Source organism: Aequorivita antarctica, from assembly GCF_007997155.1.
Lineage (GTDB): Bacteria > Bacteroidota > Bacteroidia > Flavobacteriales > Flavobacteriaceae > Aequorivita > Aequorivita antarctica.
Genome location: NZ_VORT01000004.1, coordinates 189771 through 212883 on the forward strand (window position 1 = coordinate 189771; position 23113 = coordinate 212883).

Below are 23113 nucleotides of genomic sequence, written 5' to 3' on the forward strand. Positions count from 1 at the left end.
TTGATTACAACAATCTTTTTATAAAATATATGGTTCTCCACGATATTGAACTATGTGAAAGCATTAGACAGTTTATCCTTTAACACCAACATATCATCACTAACTTTTCTATCAAGAATTTTTGCGTAATGTTGCGTAGTCTTGAGAGACTTATGTCCTAGCATTTTACTCACCGATTCAATAGGAACTCCATTAGAAAGTGTAACCGTGGTGGCAAATGTATGTCGCGCCAAATGAAAGGTTAGATTTTTATTGATTTTACACAAATCTGCAATTTCTTTTAAGTAAGCATTCATCTTTTGATTACTTAACACTGGCAATAGAAGATGATCTTTTTGAAGTTCTGAATTTTCAGCGTATTTTTCTAATATAGCCTCAGCCGTTGGGAGAATTGGAATATTACTTCGTGTATCAGTTTTAGAGCGGTTTATTTTTATCCATTTACCTCCGTCAATTCCAATTACGACATTATTTGCAGAAAGCTTTTTTACATCTGAATAGGCTAGGCCTGTAAAACAACAAAAAATAAAAATATCCTTAACCTGATCCAACCTTTCTGTATGCAGATCCTTTTCGACCATTGTCTGAATTTCTCCCACGGTAAGAAATTCTCTATCAACTATTTTTAGCCTCGGCTTCCAATTAGTAAAAGGATCTTTAGTGATCCAATCGTTAGCATATGCAATACGGATTATTTTTTTAAAATTAGTAATGTATTTTATTGCCGTATTATGTGCACAATTTCGCGTTGTTTTGAGATAATACTCCAAGCCTGATATAAACTTGTGGTCAACGTCGCTAACTGGAATGTCCTTGACATTATATTCCATTAAGATATAATCTTTAACGTGCTTTCTGGCGGTTTTATATCGCTCTGCGGTACCCGCAGCAAAATCCTTACCGATTAGGTTATCTACTTTATCATTATGTTCTTGAAAGATTTCCAATAGCATTTTGTGATTTTTATTTTTTCCCAAATAAGTGTATTTAATTTTATCTGCAGTAACCAAAACTTCGTTGTTAGATAATTGCTCCTGAATCTTATTGATTCTGGCTCGTATTGAAGTCATATATCTATTTAACTCACGCGCTTCGGTTAAAGTACCTCTAATTTTACCTGCACCAGGATTCCATTTGGTTAATAATACTTTGCGTTTGATACTAAATTCACTTCGTTTTGTATCGACGGTGATTCGTGCGTATAGCGGAGCGTATCCGTTTTTATCTACAGCGCTTCCTTTAGGGTAGAATAGGATGGAAAATGTTGATTGCATAGGTGCCTACTTTTTTTCTTTGAATAAAGATACAAAAAATAATAATTAAAAAGTCAGGTAAAGTATTGTGCAGTAGCATTTAACAAGGTTCGCGGTGCCTATTTTTAGGTTATAAAAACAGGCACCTAATCAGACACTTTTTATTTGATATTGGATGCTATTATTTGATATTGAAGAAAATAAAAAAACCCGCTAAACGTAGTGTTTAGCGGGTTTTAGTGAGATTTGATAATCTCTAAGCGGAGAAAGAGGGATTCGAACCCCCGGAGGTGTGACCCTCAACAGTTTTCAAGACTGCCGCATTCGACCACTCTGCCATTTCTCCAGTGGTATGCGTGCCTAAGTTTTCTAAAAATCTTAGCGGGCCTTCGCCCGCCGAAGCAAATGATAGTTTGCGTAGGCGGGTGCAAATATAAAAAGCTTTTTCAAATATTCCATTTCTTTTTTGATGTTTTTTCAATCAAATGCAAGCATTAGTAAATATGCTCAAAAGCCCTATAAAAATTAGAGCAAACTCATAGAATCAAACAATAGTTTTAACCATTATATTTTTAGTAACTTTAATTGCCCAACCAATTACTGATGAAACGCTTAAACCTACTTTTTCTATTATTTCTCTCTGGTCTCGCTTTTTCACAAAATAATAAGCAGGTAGCTTTTCGTGAACTTACTGTGGCGCAAGGCTTATCCCAAAACAGTGTAGTGAACATTGCTCAAGATAGTACCGGATATATGTGGTTTGCTACTCAGGATGGTTTAAACAAATATGACGGACGTGATTTTACACACTATGATATTCAATTTGAAGATGTAACACGCCCAACATACAGTAAGCTGGGGAAAATTTACGTGGGTAAAACAGGCCAATTGTGGATTGTCTCCAACTCAGGAAAGTTGGAAAAATATAATCAAGAGGATAATAGTTTCAAACCCATTTTGAATATTGGCGCTATAAGTACGGTTATTCAAGATAAAGCCTTGGACTATTATTTGGGTACCTATGAAGAAGGTATTTATAAAATCATCAATCAGACCAATGACACTGTTCAGTTTTTAAATTCAGAAGATGTAAACCGCACGTTATACGACTTTCTAGAAACTAATAATAATTCCATTTTAGCTACCACGAACAATGGTTTCTTCGAAATTGAAAATGGCACTTATGAATTTAAAGAAATTCTTCAAGAAACAAACTTTAGTGCCATTTCACAAGCAAAAAATAATACCCTCTATCTGGGAAGCTTTGGTAAAGGTCTTTTTATAAAGAATCAAAATAACACCAATTTTTCCAGATTTAATGGCTTTGCATCGGTATCGTTGCCCGAAAATTTAATCATTCAGGACCTTTTGGTTGATAGACGAAACCAACTTTGGGTTGCAACCTATGGTCAGGGTGTTTATTTGATAAATTTTGAAAAAGAAACTATTCAGCATTTTACCGAAAACAAAAACAATCCTTATGCTTTGCACTATAACGATGTGCTGTCCTTGTTTGAAGACAATACAGGAACCATTTGGTTGGGCACAGATGGTACGGGGCTGAGCTATTTTGATGAATATCTGGTAAAGTTTAATGTGCTTACCAATGATCAGGTGCCGCTCAACGTAAATGTGGACGTTATTAGAGCGATTACAAAAGATTCTGAAAACAATATCTGGGTGGGAACCTCTGGAAAAGGATTGACGCGTTTTAATATTGACAAACAGGATTTTTATGCTTACACTACTCAAAATTCTAAGCTTTTGGGCGACAGAATTATGAGCTTGCTTTTTGATGAAGGCCTGCTATGGATAGGGCACCAAACCCAAGGCCTGCAGCTAATGGATGCCAAAGGAAAAATCACTTCTTTTAGAGAAACTGCTTCCTTCACAATTTGGAAAATTTATAAAGATGAAAATGGCATACTCTGGCTTTGCACAAGAGATCACGGACTTATTCAATTTGATAAAAGACTTGGAATTATTCAACAATTCACAAACGAAAATTCAAATCTTACCACAAATAATATTAGAACTATTGAAGAGGGAAGAGATAACGAACTTTGGATTGGAACGGAAACCGACGGACTCTTTAAGTTTGACTTCAAAACTAAAACGATTGAAAAAGTGGTAAGTATAAATAGTAATGTGAAATCATTATACTTTAATGGCTCAGTTCTTTTAATAGGAACCAACGGAGAGGGCCTACAAATTTTTAACCCCACAGAAAAAACTGTTGAAAAATTCACAACCAAAGAAGGGTTGCCAAACAATGTTATTTATGGAATTCTTCCTGATGAAAAGGGCTATCTATGGATGAGCAGTAACAAAGGAATTACGAAACTAAAAATTGAAAACAATACGATTTCTGAAATCAAAAATTACAGTAATTATGACGGACTTCAAGCCTATGAGTTCAATACTGGGGCTTATTATAAAGACAAGGAAGGAACCTTATATTTTGGAGGCTTGGAAGGCCTAAATTGGTTTAACCCCAGCCAGTTATTAACGAATCCAATAAAACCAAAAACTGTAATTTCGGGTTTTGAAGTATTTAATAAAGAGAGAGCTCTTATAGAAAATCAAAAACTAGAGTATAATGAAAACACCGTAACCTTTACATTTTCATCTTTACATTTTTCCCAACCCGAGCGCAATCAATACAAATATAAACTCATAAATAACGATGACGATTGGATTGAAGCAGGAAACAACAACGAGGCACATTATACTAATTTACCTCCTAATGACTATGAATTTCAAGTCATTTCCAGCAATTATGACGGTGTTTGGAATACAAACCCAGCAACCTATTCTTTTACAATTTTAAAACCTTGGTATGCTACCAATTTCGCAAAAGTGATGTATGCACTGTTGATTCTTTTGCTTGCCTTCTACCTTTACCGATATTTAAAATGGCGCTGGCAAATAAAAAATCAATTGCGGTTGGAGCACGAAGAAACTGAGCGTCTTAAAAAACTGGATGAACTCAAGACCAAACTCTACACAAATATTTCGCATGAATTCCGGACTCCTTTAACGCTTATTTCAGGACCCATTGAGAGCCAACTAGCAAAATCTAAAATTTCCAAAGACGATAAAAAAGAACTATCGCTGGTAAAACAAAATGCAGATAGATTGCTCAGTTTGGTCGATCAAATGCTCGATTTGTCTATGATAGATTCTGGGCAACGGAAATTAACGATAATACAAGGGGATCTTTCAATATTGTTCAAACAACTTATAAGTGCATTTCAATATAAGGCAGCTGAAAAAAAAATAACAATTACCAGCAAAATCTACGATTTAAAAAGTGTTTGGTTTGATAAGGATATTGTAGAGAAAGTGACATCAAATCTTCTGTCAAATGCCATAAAATATGCACCGCGCAATAGCAAAATTGTTTTTGAGGCCAGCAGGCAAGAAGAAATATTGGTCTTGTCCATTATAAACAAAACGGAGCATGTTGGGAAGAAAGATTTAAGTAAATTATTTCAACGTTTTTATCAAGACAATAAACTTTCTGAGGGCGTGGGTGTTGGCCTAGCATTGGTCAGGGAGTTGGTAACACTGGCAAAAGGAACTATTATTGCCAATAACATTGATGATGATAAAATTCAGTTTACTGTTTCACTTCCCATAAATAATGCTTCTTTTGAGGCTGATATCACTAATGAGGTAGGTGTTTCAGTCGCAGAACCTTATATAAACCAAACAGTTAATAATCAAAACAAAGAAAAACCGTTGCTTTTGGTTGTTGAAGACGAAGCCGATATACGCGCGTTTATTATTTCAATATTGAAGAATGACTATCAAATCATTGAAGCCAAAAACGGAAAAATAGGTATAGAAATAGCATTAAAAGAATTACCTGACTTGATTATTAGTGATATTATGATGCCTGAGGTTGATGGTATTGATTTGTGCAATACCCTTAAAACAAATGAACTTACCAGCCACATTCCCATTGTGCTATTGACAGCAAAAGTAGGCGAAGAAAATGAAATTGTAGGCATAAAAACTGGTGCCGATGCTTATGTAACCAAACCTTTCAACAATGAAAAATTGAAAATATGGGTCGAAAAACTTATTGAAAACAGAAGGCAACTGCAAAAGCATTTTAGTAAAACCTTAAGCATCAATCCAGAACTTGCAATAACTTCTACCGAAAGTGAATTTTTAAAACGTTTGCAAACAGTTTTAGATAAACACATAACAGATTCTGAATTTACGAGTGATGGTTTTGGCAAGTTCATGCACATGAGCCGAACACAACTTCACCGAAAACTGAAAGCTATAACCGGAATGTCTGCCAGTGAATTTATACGTTCACAACGATTAAAATTGGCCATCAACCTTTTCAAGGAATCTGACGCTTCCATATCTGAAATTGCCTATCAAGTTGGGTTTAATACGCCTTCTTATTTTAGTAAATGCTTTAAAGAAGTATATAATTGCACGCCCAACGAATACCTTTCAAAGAATCTATAAACACTTAAAAAAAGCCAAATTTTTACCACTGAAACATATCTTCTACGTTTTGGAACATTTGTAATATTCTTCATTATACTTTCCTTATAAATTTGTTGATATTAAAAGGCCTAATCAATGAAAAACCCCCTTGATAGCAATAAAAAAGACGATGTAATTTATATGAGCATCGACCACCTGAAACAGGGTAAATATGAATTGAAAATCCTTTTAGATAATAAAGTTATGAAATCCATAAAAATTTTAAAAAAATGAAAACAGCAGAAACAGAAACTATTACAACCGAAGCAAACATTTCGACATCAGAAGGTAAAACTACAGCAATCATTGCTTATATAACTGTAATAGGTTTAATCATTGCTTTTGTTACAAACAACGAAAAGAAAAACGAATTTACGCAATATCACATTCGTCAATCACTGGGGCTTGCGATTACGGGATTGGTTTTGGGAGCGATAGGAATGATACCCATTTTGGGATGGATTATTAACATTCTTGGTTTTTTTGTAATAGTCTATATGTGGGTAATGGGCCTTATGAACGCCATTAATGAAAAGCGAAGCCCAATACCAATTTTGGGTAAAAAATATGAAGAATGGTTTAAGAATATTTAAAACATATCTCCATACATTTTAAATTGTTTAATTAGTAGCAAAATAATAGCGATAAAAGGTCAAAGTTTTTATCGCTATTTTTGCATTTAATACTAATTCTTTTTTCTAAATGTCTTCAAATACTATTGAAAAGCTACAATGGCGCTACGCAACAAAAAGATTTGATTCTTCAAAAACTCTTTCAGAGGAAAAGCTGGATATTTTAAAGGAAACTTTTAATCTTACTGCAACTTCGTATGGTTTACAACCTCTTAAAATGGTAGTTGTAAGTAATACAGATTTAAAAGAACAATTAATGCCGCTAACATATCATCAAACGCAAGTTCGTGATGCTTCTCATGTTTTAATATTGTGTGTTGAAAAAAGAATTAATGAAAACTTTATTGTGGATCATTTCAAAAGGGTAGAGGGAAAGCGGAATACACCACGCACAATTTTAGAACCTTTTGAAAAAGCATTGATAGAAAACTTTTCTAAAAAACAAGCTCCCGAAATCCGTCAATGGATGGCAAATCAATTATACTTGACCTTGGGTGCCTTGCTCACCGTTTGCGCTGTCGAAAATATTGACGCCTGCCCTATAGAAGGTTTTGAGCCAAAAAAATATGATCAGTTGCTAGGTTTGGATGAAAAAGGGCTTGAGTCTTTAATAGTACTACCTGTAGGCTATCGCGACGAATCAGACCTCTTTATAAACTTTAAAAAAGTACGTCGTGGTGTAGAAGAGCTTATAATTGAAATGAATTGAGGTTTTAGAATTTCAATTTCACAAGACAACCATTACCTTTGGAATACATCTATTATTCATTGTACATTAATCATTTAAAAAATGCCCGGATTTGAAATTTTTGGCGCCGAAGAGCGCAAACAAGTAAACGATGTCTTGGAAACAGGTGTTTTGATGCGTTATGGTTTTGACGGTATGCGCAACAACCATTGGAAGGCCAAAGAATTTGAAACCACCTTTGCCAAAAGAATGGACGTTGATTATTGCCAGTTGGTTTCCAGTGGAACGGCTGCTTTAACAGTTGCTTTGGCTTCAGCGGGAATAGGAGCAGGTGATGAGGTTATAATGCCAACGTTCACTTTTGTAGCCAGTTTTGAATCTATTTTGGCTTTGGGTGCGGTACCAATTTTGGTAGATATTGACGATACTTTAACGCTAGATCCAAAGGCTGTAGAAGCAGCAATTACTGAAAAAACCAAATGCGTAATGCCCGTTCATATGTGCGGTTCTATGGCCGACTTAAAGGCATTAAAGTCAATTTGTGATAAACATAATTTAATTCTTTTAGAAGATGCCTGCCAAGCCCTCGGCGGAACTTACGAAGGAAAGCCATTGGGAAGCTACGGCGATCTGGGCTGTTTTTCTTTTGACTACGTAAAAACAATCACTTGTGGAGAAGGCGGGGCAATTATAACCAATAATAAAAAGTTCGCTCTAAATGCAGATCATTACCAAGACCATGGTCACGATCACGTGGGCAATGATCGCGGAGCGGAAACCCATCCTTTTTTGGGGTATAATTTCAGAATATCTGAATTGAATGCGGCAGTTGGTTTGGCACAATTGGACAAATTGGACGGAATTTTAAAAATGCAAAAACAAAATTATACGATACTTCGCGAAGCATTGGAAACTATTGAAGGCGTTACTTTTAGAAGAGTTCCTAAAGGCGGCGAGGAAAATTATTCCTTCTTAAATTTCTTCCTTCCTACGGAGGAACTGACCAAAAAAGCACATAAGGCTTTATCTGAAGCTGGCTTAGACGCTTGTTTTTATTGGTTTACCAACAACTGGCACTATGTAAATGGTTGGGAACATTTGCGAAATTTGAAATCTTTGGGGAATATCTCTTCGGAAGTGAAAGACCAAATGCAAGATTTAAACAATACCAATTTCTCAAAAAGTGATGCCGTTATAGGCCGAACTATTTCTTCATTAATAAAAATTGGTTGGACGGAAAAACAAGTGAATGATCGAGCGGCTAAAATGAAACATATTCTTTCTTCAATTTAACATACGATACCTTTAATTATTTAGCGACTAACCTTTTATCCTATTTTATCTGCCCCATAACGAATAAACGTAATTACTATATTTATTAAGCAGCGAAGTGATTATTTTTACTGCAATCTTGTTTGCAATTTTAATAATGTGGCTATGAAATATGTACTGTTTCTTCATGTACTTTTATTTACTATCTCTTCATTTTCACAAGTGGGTATTGGCACCGCAAACCCCAGTGCACAATTGGATATTCGTTCCAGTTCACAAACAGCCCCCTCAAATATTGATGGTATCCTCATTCCGAAGATCAATAATTTTCCAGGAACTCCACCCACAGCTGCACAGGATGGGATGGTTGTGTATGCCACAGGTAGTGGTTCTCCCTCCAAAGGATTTTATTATTGGGATAACAATTCCACAAGTTGGAAAGCCGTAGGCTCAAAAAAAACTGATGATCTATCTGATGGAAAATCAGACAGCAACGGTTCTTCAATTTTTATGGGAATTGATTCCGGTTTAATGGATGATGGAACAAATAACCGAAACGTGGGAATGGGATTTAATTCTTTGTACAGCAATGTTGATGGCAGCCGCAATACTGCTACAGGGTTCAATACCCTATACAGTAATACTAGCGGAACAAACAATACGGCATTTGGTTATTCTGCATTAAAAAATAGTACTGATTCAAATTCCAATACCGCAATTGGTTCGGGAAGTCTATTAACAAACACAACGGGAGATTATAATACAGCAACGGGGACTTTTGCATTGAATTCAAATACCTTGGGAAGCTTTAATACTGCAAGTGGTTTTCAATCACTTTTTAGCAATACGGATGGACAATTCAATACCGCTTTAGGAAATGATGCACTATACAGCAATACAGGCGGAGATTACAATACTGCAATTGGGAAAGAAACTCTTTATAATCTTTCAGGAGGTGATAACAATACCGCTGTGGGTGTAAGGGCGCTTTATAACCATACGAATGGTGTAAATAATACTGCAATAGGATTTAACGCCCAAGTGCCAAATAGTATTGGATCCAATCAAGTTCGCTTCGGGAATTCCGATGTTTCACTAGCAGAAATACAAGTAGCATGGACTATAACATCAGATAAGCGATGGAAAAATCAAATCCGCCCATTACCTTATGGACTCAATATGGTTTCACAGTTAAAGCCTGTGGATTATATTCGAAAAAATAACGAAAATGGCACTCGTGAGATTGGTTTTATAGCACAGGACGTTAAGGCGGTGTTGGAAAAATTGGGCTATACCGACCAAGGAATACTAAGCACTGACGATAATGGATTTATGAGTCTACGCTATAATGATTTCATCCCAGTTTTGGTAAAAGCGGTTCAAGAACAACAAAAATTAATTGAAGATCTTCAAAAAGAAAGAGATGCTTTTGAGGAAGATTATGCCAAAAACAATGAAAAAACCAATGAATTGGAAAACCGGCTTAAGAAACTTGAAACTTTATTGCTAAATAAAACAATTTCAAAAGACTGATTTAATAATTTACGTATTCCTTGATTTCCAATCCATAACCAATCATTCCCACTCGTTTGGTCTGTTCACTATTTGAAAGCAGACGTATTTTATGGATTCCCAAATCGTGAAGAATTTGAGCGCCAATACCAAAATCTTTGCTGTCCATCTCAATTCGAGGTGCTTTGGCAATTTCGTTTGGTCTTTGGGCTTCTTTCAAGTCCTTTAAACGGTTTAAAAGATTTAGTGACTGGCTCTGTTGGTTTATGAAAACAATAGCGCCTTTTCCTTCATTATTGATTACGTTGAACATATCGTCCAACTTTTGTTCGGCGTTGTTGGTGAGGGTTCCCAAAATATCGCCATTAACCAAAGTTGCGTTAACGCGAACCAATACAGCTTCGTTTTCACTCCAATTTCCTTTAGTAAGCGCAATGTGTATTTGATCGTTTGTGGTTTGCTTGTAGGCACGAAGTCTGAAATCTCCAAACTTTGTACTTATTTTGAAATCTTCTTTTTTTTCTATCAAGGAATCGTGTTCCATTCGGTATTTCACCAAATCTTCGATGGAAATAAGCTTTAGATCAAACTTTTTGGCAACTTTCAACAACTGTGGAAGCCTTGCCATTGTACCGTCTTCATTTAAAATTTCAACTAAAATCCCAGCGGGTTTCAATCCAGCAAGTCTCGCTAAATCAATTGCAGCTTCGGTATGGCCAGTTCTTCTTAAAACGCCACCCTGCTTCGCGCGCAAAGGAAAAATATGTCCTGGTCTTCCTAAATCGTTTGCTTTTGTATTTTCATCAACTAACGCTTTGATGGTTTTTGAACGGTCGTGAACAGAAATTCCAGTAGTACAACCGTGGCCAATCAAATCTACCGAAACGGTAAACTGTGTATGATGCAGTACGGTGTTGTTTTCCACCATCATATTCAAATCAAGAGCGTTACAACGTTCTTCAGTTAAAGGTGCACAAATAAGGCCTCTGCCGTGTGTAGCCATAAAATTTATCATTTCTGGCGTTACCATTTCTGCCGCGGCAATAAAGTCTCCTTCGTTTTCCCGGTTTTCATCATCTACAACAATGATTATTTTTCCATTGCGAATGTCTTCAATGGCTTCTTCAATAGTGTTAAGTTGAACGGAAGTATCTTTTTCTGTGGAAATCATAGCTCTTTATAAAGGTTTTGCAAAGATATAAAATGTACAACTGTAATTGGCCAAAAGAAGTTTTGGATTATGGGTGTTCTATTCGGATTTTTTTTTCTTCTTTATTCCTAATAGCCGCTTAATGCGTTGCATAAATGAATCAAAATCGAAAATTCCTTGATCGGTAGTTGCGCGGTAGGTAAGCCAGATGCTCAACGGAAACATAATCCCCGTACTGATCCAAGATGCTATAAATGGATGCATAGTGCCATCTTCGGCACTGTTTTTTGCGAAAATGCCAATAAAATGGTAAGTTAAAAACAGCGTAATTGCGACTACCATTGGTAGTCCCATTCCGCCTTTACGGATAATAGCTCCGAGTGGTGCTCCTACAAAAAACAGAATGATGCAGGCAAATCCCAAAGCATATTTTTCATGAAGTGCTATCTCAGTTTTGTTTAACCGTTTTGTTTTGGATTTGAATTCAACCTTTTTTGCATCTACAGTTTGCAGGGTTCCTTTGGCATTGTTCAAAGCGAGCTTAACTATTTGTAATTGCTGTGTGGGATTATAAATTTCCAAAATTGAACTGATGGCTGGCGGTTGTGCAGATTCCGCGATTTGATTTTCCTGTAATTTCTCTACACCACTTCGGTAATACATATTTTTGGTGTACGCTTCAATATCCTTGGAATAACTGTCAGAAAGTGAATCTATCTCAACCCGGAGCTCACTTATGTTATACATGTTCTGGTTGTTCAGATCGTTCTCTTTATCAACATCTTTATTGTTCAGTTCGGTGAGGTCAATATTGATGGCATATTCGTCAAAATAACTTTTTGCAAAGGGTTCGCCTTTTTGTTTCGTTGCATTATTCGTCTGAATATCTTCGTAATAATTTCCTTGTTTTAGGATTAACGATAGCGTATTACTGCCTTCTTCACTTGCAAGTTCCCCATTGTCTGCAATGATTACCGTAAAATTTCCATTGGGCCTTGTTTCATTTTTTTTGTGAATTACCACATCTTTCAAAAACTGGTCGCGATCGCCACTTTTCTCTTCAACCTTTATATTGAACATATCGCCAATTTGGCTGAACTGTCCTTCAGAAATAACCATAGATGGTTGAAATTGTGAAATATTCCGCCGCAGGTTCTGCCATTTATATTCGGAATAGGGGATAACGTTGTTTGCGAAAAAGAAAGCCGTTATTGCCAAAATAACAATAAAGCCAATAACACTTCCCATTGCTCGTTGCAGCGATATACCTGTTGACTTCATTGCAGCAAATTCATACTTTTCAGCAAAACTCCCAAAAACCATCAATGAGGTAACCAAAATGGTCAACGGTAGTACCAAAGGAATCAAGCGTGGGGAAACATACCAAAGAAATTTAAGTACAATCCAAACGTCCAAGTCTTTTCCGGCCAATTCAGAAATGTAGAGCCAAATGGTCTGAAGGACAAATATGAGCATTAAAATAATGAAGACGCTTACAAACGTCTTCAAAAAGGTTACCAATATATACCTGTCCAGTATTTTCACTTCCGCGCGGTTATAGTTTATTTATGTAATAACCGTCTTTTTTGTATTTAGCTTCGTCAAAAGTAAACAAGGTTTTGGAAACAGGTTGGTTTGTTTTAAAGGAATTTACGGTAAGCGTATATTTAGTGCCTTTGGCATCTGTCTGAATCAACTTGTAAATATGTTTTGTCTGCACGTCGACGCCCAAAAGAATATCTTTAATCTCTGCTTTTGAATCGATAGGGATAAGCTTCACATACTGAATTTTTCTACCCTTCACGTTCTGCTCAATATCCATTTTATAGGTGTAACCTTTTTCATAAAAAGTCAACATTTTTGAAGGGGTAATTTCTTTGTCGTCCTTTGGGTTGTGCAACGAAATGGTAACTTCTTCATCTTCGGGAACGATGGTGTAAATGTTTTTTCCGTCGAAAATACGGGTGGTTCCAAGCATATTTAAAACATATTTATCCCCCTGAAGCGTTACATCGCCACGGGTTTCTTGGTTTACGTTTTCCTTGGAATTGTTCAAGTTATATTTGAAATCGATGGTAATGTTATCGTAACTTTTCGCTTTGGCTGAAACCTCTTTTAGTAAAGATTTTGCGTCCTGTGCCTGCGAAAATGTAGTTATAAAAAGTGCTATTAAAATAATACTTAGCTTCTTCATTTTAATTAGTGTTAGTTTCGTTATTTAAAAACTGGTTTAACGCATCAATGGTTGGAACCAGAACCTGTCGAGCTTTGCTACCTTCAAAAGGGCCAACAATTCCAGCTGCTTCTAATTGGTCTATTATTCTTCCTGCACGATTGTACCCCAGTTTAAGCTTTCGCTGTAACAATGAGGCGGAACCTTGCTGTGCAATTACCAATACTTCTGCAGCTTCACGGAACATAGCATCGCGTTCGTCGATGTTAATATCAAGATTTGTGCCACCTTCCTCGCCCACATATTCCGGAAGCAAATATGCGTCTGGAAATGCTTTTTGCGAACCTATAAATTCCGTAATATCTGCAACTTCTGGAGTGTCCACAAAAGCACATTGAATACGTGTAAGCTCATTGCCTTGTGTATAGAGCATATCGCCACGACCAATAAGCTGGTCGGCTCCAGAATTGTCCAAAATGGTTCGTGAATCTATTTTACTGGTAACCCTAAAAGCAATACGTGCTGGGAAGTTTGCTTTTATAATCCCCGTAATCACATTTACAGAAGGTCTTTGTGTTGCAATAATCAAATGGATTCCGATGGCACGTGCAAGTTGTGCCAAACGCGCAATTGGCGTTTCTACTTCTTTACCAGCAGTCATAATTAAATCGGCAAATTCGTCAATCACTAAAATAATGTACGGTAAATATCGGTGCCCTTCGTTAGGGTTCAGTTTGCGATTTTTAAATTTGGTATTGTACTCTTTTATGTTGCGAACCATTGCATCTTTTAGCAAGTCATAGCGCGCATCCATTTCAATACAAAGCGAATTCAGGGTATTGATAACCTTTGTAACGTCTGTAATTATTGCTTCTTCAGTATCGGGTAGTTTTGCCAAATAATGACGTTCAATTTTGTTGAAAAGCGTAAGCTCCACTTTTTTGGGATCTACCAAAACGAATTTAACTTCGGCGGGATGCTTTTTATAAAGAAGTGAAGTGAGTACCGCGTTTAAACCAACCGACTTCCCTTGGCCTGTTGCCCCGGCCATAAGCATGTGAGGCATTTTTGCGAGATCTACCACAAAAGTTTCGTTGCTGATGGTTTTCCCAAACGCAATAGGAAGCTCCATCTCAGCATTTTGAAATTTTGCTGAAGCAATCACCGAACGCATAGAAACAACCTTTGGGTTTTTATTTGGAACCTCAATACCAATTGTTCCGCGACCGGGAATTGGCGCTATAATACGTATCCCTAAAGCAGAAAGCGAAAGGGCAATATCATCTTCAAGGTTTTTTATTTTTGAAATACGTACACCGGCGTCTGGTACAATTTCGTATAGTGTAACCGTTGGCCCAACCGTGGCTTTAATGTTTGCAATCCCTATTTTATAATTGTTGAGGGTTTCAACAATTCGGTTTTTGTTTTCTTCAAGTTCTTCTTGGTTTATCGTTATTCCACTTCCAGCTGTATGGTCTCGTAGCAATTCTATACTGGGAAATTTATATTTGCTCAGTTCCAATCTCGGGTCGAATTCACCAAAATCCTTTACTAGTCTATCACTTATATTTTCAATTTCCTCTTCTTCGGCAGCCTGTTCTACTTCCATCTCCACATCGCCTTCAATATCTGACTTTAGGATTATTTTTTCTGGTGGGGGTGGAGTTACTTTTTCTTCAATATAAGGTTGGGGAACGTCTTTTTCATCTTCAACATTTTCTTCCTCAGAAATAGTTTTGGAAACGGTAATTTCCTGTTTATCTGCAACAAATTCTGAAGCAATTTGTTTTTTTGAACTTTTGAATGCGCCTATTGCCATTTCAGGAGTTAGCTTTAAGCGGACAACCAAATAAACAATAAGCACAAAAATCATAATGAGCATGGCTCCAACCAATCCTAGGTAATCCTGAATTAGGTCATTCGTTTCATATCCAATAATTCCACTGAAAATGGTAGTTTTTTCTCCAAAGAATCCAAAAAACACCGAAATCCAAAGCATCAATAACAATCCCCAAAACCAAAACTTTGTGAGTTGTTTTTTGGCATAATCGAAAAAGTAATAAACGCCAGTGAGTGTAACAAGAAACGCAAAAATAAATGCGGAAATCCCGAAACCATTAAAAATGAAGAAATGGGCCACATTGGCGCCAAACTTATTGAGCCAGTTTTTTGTTTGCAATTCGCGTTCGGCAAGATTCCCGATTTCGCTCTGGTCGGCCTGCCAGGTGAAAAAGTAGGAAATAAATGAAAACAGCAAAGCCAATCCCAACAAAAACAAAAAGCTACCCAAAAGTATCTTTTGCTGTTTGGATAGCGAAAAACTTATTTTTTTACGCGGGGTTGTGGTTGTTGATTTCTTCTTTTTAGCCATTAATGGAACGGTTGTCTTTTTAGCAAAAATACAAATATCAACGATGAAAATTTCAAATTACAAAAAACAAATTCCAAATAAGTTTTAATCCTAATTAAAACTTAGGAATGTAAATGATGCACCCAATAATAACAGCGGTAACAGCGGCAAAAAATACTGCACCAGCAGCAACATCCTTTATAAACCCAATTTTATTGTGAAAGTCAGGATGAACAAAGTCAGCAATTTCCTCGACTGCTGTGTTTAGGCCTTCGATGCTCATTACCAGACCGATTGCGAGAATTTGAAACATCCATTCAACAGTTGATATTTCAAAATAAAAGCCTGCAATCGTCATCAAAATTGCAATGCTGGCCTGCACCTGGATACTGGCCTCATGGCGGAGCATAAGTAAAGCGCCCTTGAACGCGTAGCCAAAACCTTTAAGACGCTTTCCTAAATACGAATCCCACATTAACTTAACGAGTTTAATGCCGAGGTGTAATCTGGTTCTTCGCCAATACTCGGAACCTGCTCGCTATAGATTACTTTTCCATCTTTGTCCAAAACCACTACCGCGCGCGATAGTAACCCTTGCAAAGCACCACCGGTCATTTCCACGCCGTAATTTTTTCCGAAGTTGCCATCGCGAAAATCTGAGAGCATGTCCAAATTTTTTATCCCTTCGGCAGCGCAAAATCGTTTCTGCGCAAAGGGTAGGTCTTTTGAAACACAAAGTATTTGGGTGTTACTAAGTTTTGAAGCTTCTTCGTTAAATCTCCGTGCCGAGGTGGCACAAACCCCCGTGTCGATACTCGGAAAAATGTTCAGTATTACTCGTGAGCCTTTATAATCGGAAAGTTTTTTTGAACTTAAATCCTCTGCTGTTAAAGTAAAATTGGGGGCAGTGTCGCCTATTTGTGGAAGGGTTCCAATTGTTTCAATATTGTTTTCGCCAAGTTTTATAGTTGCCATTGTTTAGGTTTTTTTAAATTGAAGTTTAAAGATAAGCATTCGTTTTTGGTTAAATCACTTACAATTTCTTAAAGAAATTTCATTGCAAAAAATAAAAAAGTCCCCTCACAATAAATTGTAAAAGGATTTTTTCAAAATTAGCTATCGGTCTATGGAGCCTATCACTTTTTGTGCAAATGCATTTGCTGCATCACGCTCCGGCATACCGTCTTCAATCATTTTGTGAACTTCTACTGCACCGCAAAGGTTGGTGATAAGTTCGCCAATGATGTCCATTTCTTCTTCTGTTATTCGGTTGTATTCGCTGTAAGATTCCAGAACCTCAATACAGTTTTCAATTTGCGCAGCGGAGTTGCTACGTTGAATATGTCTAATTACTGGTAACTTCATTTACAAGATCTTTTAAAAGTTCAAACTTGTTGGTCTGTATTTGATTTACCAATTCGCCATTTCTGAATGTCGCGAAGGTTGGCAGATTGTCCACATTAGCCATTTTTCGACTTTCAGGGAATTTTTCGGCATCTACCAAAACAAATTTATAATCTTCAGTTTCCGAAGCCAACTTTTTAAATTTTGGTTTCATCACCCTGCAATTGCCACACCATCCAGCTGAAAATTGAACAATTACGTTCTTTTCTTCAGAAATTAGCTGTTGCAGGCTATCATCTTTTAACTCAATTACCATAATCTAGTTTCTCAAATAAGTTGCTACAGCTTCGCGGGTTGCCAGCATTGCTTCTTTCCCTTCTTCCCAGTTTGCTGGGCAAACTTCTCCTTTTTCTTGTACGTGTGTGTATGCATCAACCAATCTAAGGAATTCGTTTACGTTTCTGCCCAATGGCATATCGTTTACGCCTTCGTGGAAAATTTTTCCTTCCTCGTCAATCAAATATGTTGCACGGTAAGTAACGTTGTCACCATCTACCATAAGTAGTCCGGTTTCTTCATCGTATCGCTCGTTGGTAATATCAAGAATCCCCAGTGCATTGGAAAGGTTACGATTGGTATCAGCCAATAGAGGGTAAGTAACACCTTCAATTCCGCCGTTATTTTTTGGAGTGTTTAACCATGCAAAATGTACTTCGGGAGAATCGCAAGATGCACCAATAACCATTGTGTTTCTATCTTCAAATTTTGAAAGCGCCTCTTGAAAAGAGTGGATTTCGGTTGGGCAAACAAAAGTGAAATCTTTTGGATACCAGAAAAGTAATACTTTTTTATTGTTTTTTTTTGCTTCTTCAAGCACGTTTAGTTTAAAAGTATCCCCCATTTCATTCATTGCATCTACTGAAATGTTTGGGAATTTTTTTCCTACTAATGACATAATTTTATTTATTTTTTGGATTAATAATTTTCTACTGCAAAGATAGAAACTCCTTATGGATAAAGGAAAGTTGCCGAATGGATTAATCTATAAACCAATAGATTTATGCAATAGGTTAAATTTTTAACAATAAATAAAAACTATAGAATTAGATTATGCTTTTTCTGGGGAAGCCAACTGTCTGATTTTGATTCTGAAAGCAGCAAAAAGAAGAGTCATAAATGGGCTGAGCCAGTTGAAAACCGCATACCCTGCATAATGCAAAGTATCAACGCCAAGAACTCCACTTTGGTAAGCTCCACAAGTATTCCAAGGTACCAATACAGAAGTTACCGTACCGGAATCTTCCAGAGTTCTTGACAGATTTTCAGGAGCAAGCCCTTTATCTTTAAAAGCTTTGGCATACATTTTTCCAGGAATTACAATGGCAAGGTATTGATCGCTGGCAGTTACGTTAAGTGCCAAACAGCTTATTACCGTGCTTGCAAAGAGTCCAAAAACTGTATGGAACATTTTTAACAACGCCTTACTAATTGTTGCCAAAGCACCGATAGCATCCATAATTCCACCAAAGGTCATGGCGCAAAGTATAAGCCAGATAGTACCCATCATTTTGCTCATTCCGCCTGCGGTGAAAAGACCTTTCAACGCTTCATTTTCGGTTGGGATGGAAGTTTCAACCGTAATTGCATTCATGATTCCCTTGTAAGCCGTTTGGAAATCCAAGTGGGTCCCACCTCCAATGGCTGTTACAATATCAGGTTGAAAAATCAACGCGGCTATTCCACCTAAAAGTGTTCCAATTAATAATGCTATTAAAGGTGAAGTTTTCATAATTATAAGACCAATTACAATAACTGGCACAGCAAATAGCCACGGACTTACGTTTAGGGCGTCATCTACGGCTGCCAAAATTAAGTGGGTATCTGCTTTTCCTGTAGTATCTAGATTGAGCCCAATAATAATAAAAACAATTAGCGTAATAATAATAGTTGGAGTAGTTGTATATAGCATATACCGAATGTGGGTAAACAAATCGGTTCCAGCCATAGCAGGTGCAAGGTTTGTGGTGTCACTCATCGGCGAAATTTTATCCCCGAAATAGGCTCCAGAAAGTACCGCACCAGCAGTCATTCCCAAAGGAACGTGAAGCGCATCTGCAATACCTATTAAGGCAATACCAACTGTTGCAGAAGTAGTCCAACTACTTCCTGTGGCAACGGAGATTATTGCACAAATGATAACACAGGCTGCAAGAAAAATTGTTGGATTTAAAACTTGTAAACCATAATAAATCATTGTTGGGATAATGCCGCTAATAAGCCAAGTTCCCGCCAAAGCACCTACCATCAATAGAATCAAAATGGCGCTTGCAGTTGATTTTATGTTTACCGCTACCTCTTCCAGCATTTGGTCAAAACTCACTTTATTGAAAAAGCCAACAATAGCCGCAACCGCACCACCAAGCAAAAGTACAAATTGATTGGAACCACTCAAAGCGTCGCTGCCATAAGTATAAACGTTATAGGCTAGCATTCCAATGAGCGCAAAGACAGGGATTAGTGCTTCCCAAATATTCAGTTCTACGTTTTCTACAACCTGATCGTCTTTGGGATCTGTGGGCTTGATTTCTTGACTTTGCATAGGGAAATTTTAAAATGGAATGTAATGTTACGATTTTGTAAAAACCTATGCAAATTAAAAAAGGGAACAGATTATCTGTTCCCCTTTAAAATTTATTTTAGAAATAAGTTAATTACAGAATATTAACTTCAACCATACATTCACGCATCATTTGGTAGGTGCGCTTAATATCGTTGTCCAGCCCAATACTGAAACGTATCAACCCATCACTAAGTCCCATTTCTTTTTGTTCTTCTTCAGGAATTTCGGAAGAAGTAGAAGAGCCTGGTGCACTGAAAAGTGTTTTGTAAAAGCCAAGACTTACTGCCAAATACCCAAGATTTCGTTTCTGCATTAACTCCATTAATTCGTTGGCTTTGTCAATTCCGCCTACATCAACAGTCATCATACCACCGAATCCGTATTCTTCATTCATCATTTTTTTGAAAAGCTGATGACCAGAATGTGACTTCAATCCTGGATAAACAGTTTTTAAACCATCGGCCTCAAATTTTTCAGCTAAATACAATGCATTTTCACTGTGTTGTTTTATACGAATGTGAAGGGTTCTAAGATTTTTCAAAATAGAAGCCGCGCGCAAACTGTCCATTGCAGGGCCTAATAACATATTGGCGCCATCGTTTACATTTCGAAGGGCATCAATAAATTCTTGTGTACCACAAGTTACACCGCCCATGGTGTCGCTACTTCCGTTGATGAATTTTGTTAGACTGTGCAAAACTACGTCGGCACCCAATTCTGCTGGCGAAATGCTCAAAGGCGAAAATGTGTTGTCAACCAATAATTGTAGTCCGTGTTTCTTCGCAATTTTTGAAAGCGCTTCAATATCGGCAATTTCCAAAAGTGGATTGCTCACGGTTTCGCAGTAAATTATTTTTGTGTTTTCAGTAATGGAATTTTCAACTTCATCTAGTTTGGTAATATCAACAAACGTAGTTTCAATATTTAATCGTGGTGCAAAGTTTTTCAGAAAAGCATAAGTTCCACCGTAAATAGTACGACTAGAAATAATATGGTCTCCCGCTTTGCAAAGTTGTAAAATAGCTGGTGTTATGGCGCCCATTCCGCTTGCAGCAACGTTTGCGGTCTCAGTTCCTTCCATCGCCGCTAAAGCTTGACCTAAATATAGATTAGAAGGGGTAGAGTGGCGGGAATAGAGATAACATCCTTCGGCATTTCCTTCAAAAGTATCGAACATCGTTTTTGCTGAAAGAAATGTATAAGTTGAAGAATCTGAAATAGAAGGATTAACCCCTCCAAATTCACCGAAGTATTGTAAATCCTGAATTTTGTCTGCTGGTTTAAAGGCCATGATAGTGTTTTTCTGATTGTTTGGCAAAATTGCGAAAATTTAAAAGAGTGGTCAAACTATAAACCAATTCGTTTTAAAAATTTCATTTTCATATTTGACTAAATTTTATTGATTATAACTTATACTATCTAAGCTATAACTGTTAAATTTGCACTTCAATTTAAAAGAAATACTTTATGAGCACTTATGATGTAGCAATAATAGGTTCAGGTCCGGGTGGATACGTAGCGGCAATCCGTTGCGCACAATTGGGAATGAAAACCGCAATCATTGAAAAATATGACGTTTTGGGTGGAACTTGCCTAAACGTTGGCTGTATTCCCAGCAAGGCATTGTTGGATTCGTCACATCATTACGAAGATGCCATGAAGCATTTTGAAGAGCATGGAATTGAAATTTCTGGCGATATAAAATTGAATTTGAAAAAAATGATTGAACGCAAAGCTTCGGTTGTTGACCAAACCACCAAAGGAATTGCGTTTTTGATGGATAAAAATAAAATTGACGTTTTCACAGGAATGGGTGCTTTTAAAGATGCAACCCATATTGAAATTACTAACGGCAAAAAGAAGGAAACCATTGAAGCGAAAAATACAATTATTGCTACAGGAAGTAAGCCTGCAACGCTTCCTTTTATAAAATTGGACAAAGACAGAATTATCACTTCAACCGAAGCTTTAAATATGAAAGAAGTTCCAAAACACCTTGTGGTTATTGGTGGTGGAGTGATTGGTTTGGAACTTGGACAAGTATATCATCGATTGGGCTCAGAAGTTTCCGTAGTGGAATATATGGATCGAATTATACCAACAATGGATTCCGCACAAAGCAAGGAATTGATTAAAGTAATGAAGAAACAAGGCATTAAATTCTTCATTTCACATAAAGTTTCCGCAGTTTCTAAAAAAGGAAAAGAAGTTACGGTTACGGCTACCGATAAAAATGATAAAGAAGTAACGTTCAAAGGAGATTACTGCTTAGTTTCAGTGGGAAGAAAACCTTATACTGATGGTTTGAAAGCTGAAAACGCAGGTGTAAAAATCACCGAACGCGGAATGGTTGACGTTAACGATCATCTTCAAACAAACATTAAAAATATTTACGCCATTGGCGATGTGGTTCGCGGCGCGATGCTTGCGCACAAAGCTTCGGAAGAAGGTGTTATGGTAGCAGAAATAATTGCAGGGCAGAAACCACATATTGATTATAACCTAATTCCGGGCGTAGTTTACACTTGGCCAGAAGTTGCATCAGTGGGAAAAACTGAGGAACAACTAAAAGATGCCAATGTTGAATATAAAGTAGGTCAATTTCCGATGCGCGCTTTGGGAAGAAGCCGAGCTAGTGGTGATACCGATGGTTTCGTTAAAATTCTTTCCGACAAAAAAACCGATGAAGTTTTGGGAGTTCATATGGTCGGCGCACGTGTAGCCGATGTAATCGCTGAGGCAGTTACAGCTATGGAATTCCGTGCGAGTGCTGAAGATATTGCTAGAATGAGCCACGCACATCCAACCTATGCAGAGGCAGTGAAAGAAGCTGCACTTGCCGCTACTGATGGTAGGGCGCTTCATATTTAAGTAAAGATTAATTGAATAAAAAAATGTCGGCAAATTCTGCCGACATTTTTTTATGAAATAAGATCAAAAAATTATTTTATAATTCCACCACAACTTATTCTTCCTCCAGCATCGCCAGTAGGTTGAGTGGTAAAGTCGTCTTTTCCTTCGTGTACTATTATGGCTTTGCCAAGAATGTCTTTATTTTCATCCCCACAGCCTATACACCATTCGTCGGTTTGCATAGAAACTTTTCCTATTCCTTGGGAATCCGCTTCAAAGTTACCAATATCACCTTTGTGATATCCTTCTGCATCTCCCCATTTACCGTGCTTGGCGTGCGTTGGGTTCCAGTGACCGCCAGAAGAAGTTCCGTCTGCTGCGCTACAATCTGCTTTTTCGTGAATATGGATTGCATGGGTTCCCGGTTTAAGACCTGAAAACTTGGCTTCAAATGTCACCATTCCGTTTTCTTCGGAAAAATAAGCTTCACCTTGTGCGGTACTTCCGCTTTTAGACTCCATTGTAACAGAAACTGTTTTGGGCTGATCTTGTTGTGTAGCAGAATCCATTTGGATAGAATCATTCATTCCATCCGTATTGTCCATATCTTTTTTTTCGTTTTTACAGCCTACAAATACGGTAATCGCAAGGGCTGCAAATAATATTCCTAATTTTTTCATTTGGAAATTTTTTAATAGTTAATGTTATGTTGGTTAAATTTTAAGATTATTAAAGGTATGATTTCAATTCGCCG

Annotated in this window: 20 protein-coding genes and 1 tRNA gene; 7 read left to right on the forward strand and 14 right to left on the reverse strand. The window is 37.1% G+C overall.

Features of this window, described 5'->3' with window-relative positions:
- Positions 1–50: 50 nt before the first annotated feature.
- Together ESU54_RS07370 and ESU54_RS07375 are read right to left on the reverse strand one after the other, a co-directional pair.
- Complete coding sequence (locus ESU54_RS07370; RefSeq protein WP_111844624.1) at positions 51–1274, reverse strand: site-specific integrase; 1224 nt, start codon at positions 1272–1274, stop codon at positions 51–53.
- A 240-nt stretch (positions 1275–1514) separates the two neighbouring features.
- Positions 1515–1599: transfer RNA gene (locus ESU54_RS07375), tRNA-Ser, on the reverse strand.
- Between the two features lie 257 nt (positions 1600–1856).
- Here ESU54_RS07375 and ESU54_RS07380 point away from each other — a divergent pair.
- The 6 genes from ESU54_RS07380 (at position 1857) to ESU54_RS07400 (ending at position 9890) form a co-directional block, all read left to right on the forward strand.
- Positions 1857–5744, forward strand: coding sequence for a hybrid sensor histidine kinase/response regulator transcription factor (locus ESU54_RS07380; protein WP_111844625.1), 3888 nt, complete (start codon positions 1857–1859; stop codon positions 5742–5744).
- A 117-nt stretch (positions 5745–5861) separates the two neighbouring features.
- Complete coding sequence (locus ESU54_RS17815) at positions 5862–5999, forward strand: hypothetical protein (protein WP_170253266.1); 138 nt, start codon at positions 5862–5864, stop codon at positions 5997–5999.
- Complete coding sequence (locus tag ESU54_RS07385) at positions 5996–6358, forward strand: DUF4870 domain-containing protein (protein ID WP_111844626.1); 363 nt, start codon at positions 5996–5998, stop codon at positions 6356–6358. The genes ESU54_RS17815 and ESU54_RS07385 overlap by 4 nt, the downstream gene beginning before the upstream one ends.
- A 109-nt stretch (positions 6359–6467) precedes the next feature.
- Positions 6468–7106 carry an NAD(P)H-dependent oxidoreductase gene (locus ESU54_RS07390; protein WP_111844627.1) on the forward strand — a complete coding sequence of 213 codons (639 nt, stop codon included), beginning with the start codon at positions 6468–6470 and terminating at the stop codon, positions 7104–7106.
- Between the two features lie 81 nt (positions 7107–7187).
- Positions 7188–8378: a DegT/DnrJ/EryC1/StrS family aminotransferase gene (locus ESU54_RS07395; RefSeq protein ID WP_111844628.1), complete on the forward strand. Its 1191-nt coding sequence runs from the start codon at positions 7188–7190 to the stop codon at positions 8376–8378.
- Positions 8379–8522: 144 nt separating this feature from the next.
- A complete protein-coding gene (locus ESU54_RS07400; RefSeq protein WP_111844629.1) occupies positions 8523–9890 on the forward strand; it encodes a tail fiber domain-containing protein in 1368 nt (455 codons plus the stop codon).
- A 1-nt stretch (position 9891) separates the two neighbouring features.
- On the opposite strand, the gene ribB is transcribed toward ESU54_RS07400, so the two are convergent.
- The 11 genes from ribB to ESU54_RS07455 form a co-directional block, all read right to left on the reverse strand.
- Positions 9892–11040: a 3,4-dihydroxy-2-butanone-4-phosphate synthase gene (gene ribB, locus ESU54_RS07405; RefSeq protein ID WP_111844630.1), complete on the reverse strand. Its 1149-nt coding sequence runs from the start codon at positions 11038–11040 to the stop codon at positions 9892–9894.
- Between the two features lie 78 nt (positions 11041–11118).
- Positions 11119–12564 (reverse strand): LptF/LptG family permease, encoded by a 1446-nt coding sequence (locus tag ESU54_RS07410; RefSeq protein WP_111844631.1) that lies wholly within the window; start codon positions 12562–12564, stop codon positions 11119–11121.
- A 10-nt stretch (positions 12565–12574) separates the two neighbouring features.
- Positions 12575–13213 (reverse strand): LolA family protein, encoded by a 639-nt coding sequence (locus tag ESU54_RS07415; protein WP_111844632.1) that lies wholly within the window; start codon positions 13211–13213, stop codon positions 12575–12577.
- A 1-nt stretch (position 13214) separates the two neighbouring features.
- Entirely contained in the window at positions 13215–15563 is a 2349-nt protein-coding gene (locus ESU54_RS07420) for an FtsK/SpoIIIE family DNA translocase (RefSeq protein ID WP_111844633.1), read from the reverse strand.
- A gap of 94 nt (positions 15564–15657) precedes the next feature.
- Positions 15658–16017, reverse strand: coding sequence for a diacylglycerol kinase (locus ESU54_RS07425; protein ID WP_111844634.1), 360 nt, complete (start codon positions 16015–16017; stop codon positions 15658–15660).
- Positions 16017–16517 (reverse strand): thiol peroxidase, encoded by a 501-nt coding sequence (tpx, locus tag ESU54_RS07430; RefSeq protein WP_111844635.1) that lies wholly within the window; start codon positions 16515–16517, stop codon positions 16017–16019. Before tpx ends, ESU54_RS07425 begins: the two co-directional genes overlap by 1 nt.
- A gap of 141 nt (positions 16518–16658) precedes the next feature.
- Positions 16659–16907: a DUF6952 family protein gene (locus tag ESU54_RS07435; RefSeq protein ID WP_111844636.1), complete on the reverse strand. Its 249-nt coding sequence runs from the start codon at positions 16905–16907 to the stop codon at positions 16659–16661.
- On the reverse strand, positions 16888–17202 hold the full coding sequence (locus tag ESU54_RS07440; RefSeq protein WP_111844637.1) for a thioredoxin family protein: 315 nt from the start codon (positions 17200–17202) through the stop codon (positions 16888–16890). The genes ESU54_RS07435 and ESU54_RS07440 overlap by 20 nt, the downstream gene beginning before the upstream one ends.
- A gap of 3 nt (positions 17203–17205) precedes the next feature.
- Positions 17206–17841, reverse strand: a complete 636-nt coding sequence (locus ESU54_RS07445) for a peroxiredoxin (RefSeq protein WP_111844638.1) — start codon at positions 17839–17841, stop codon at positions 17206–17208.
- 153 nt (positions 17842–17994) lie between these two features.
- Positions 17995–19485: a Na+/H+ antiporter NhaC gene (gene nhaC / locus ESU54_RS07450; protein WP_111844639.1), complete on the reverse strand. Its 1491-nt coding sequence runs from the start codon at positions 19483–19485 to the stop codon at positions 17995–17997.
- Positions 19486–19597: 112 nt separating this feature from the next.
- Complete coding sequence (locus ESU54_RS07455; protein WP_111844640.1) at positions 19598–20797, reverse strand: aminotransferase class I/II-fold pyridoxal phosphate-dependent enzyme; 1200 nt, start codon at positions 20795–20797, stop codon at positions 19598–19600.
- 176 nt (positions 20798–20973) lie between these two features.
- Here ESU54_RS07455 and lpdA point away from each other — a divergent pair, with 176 nt between their 5' ends.
- Positions 20974–22377, forward strand: coding sequence for a dihydrolipoyl dehydrogenase (gene lpdA / locus ESU54_RS07460; RefSeq protein WP_111844641.1), 1404 nt, complete (start codon positions 20974–20976; stop codon positions 22375–22377).
- A 71-nt stretch (positions 22378–22448) separates the two neighbouring features.
- On the opposite strand, the gene ESU54_RS07465 is transcribed toward lpdA, so the two are convergent.
- Positions 22449–23039, reverse strand: a complete 591-nt coding sequence (locus ESU54_RS07465) for a superoxide dismutase family protein (protein ID WP_111844642.1) — start codon at positions 23037–23039, stop codon at positions 22449–22451.
- Positions 23040–23113 lie beyond the last annotated feature (74 nt).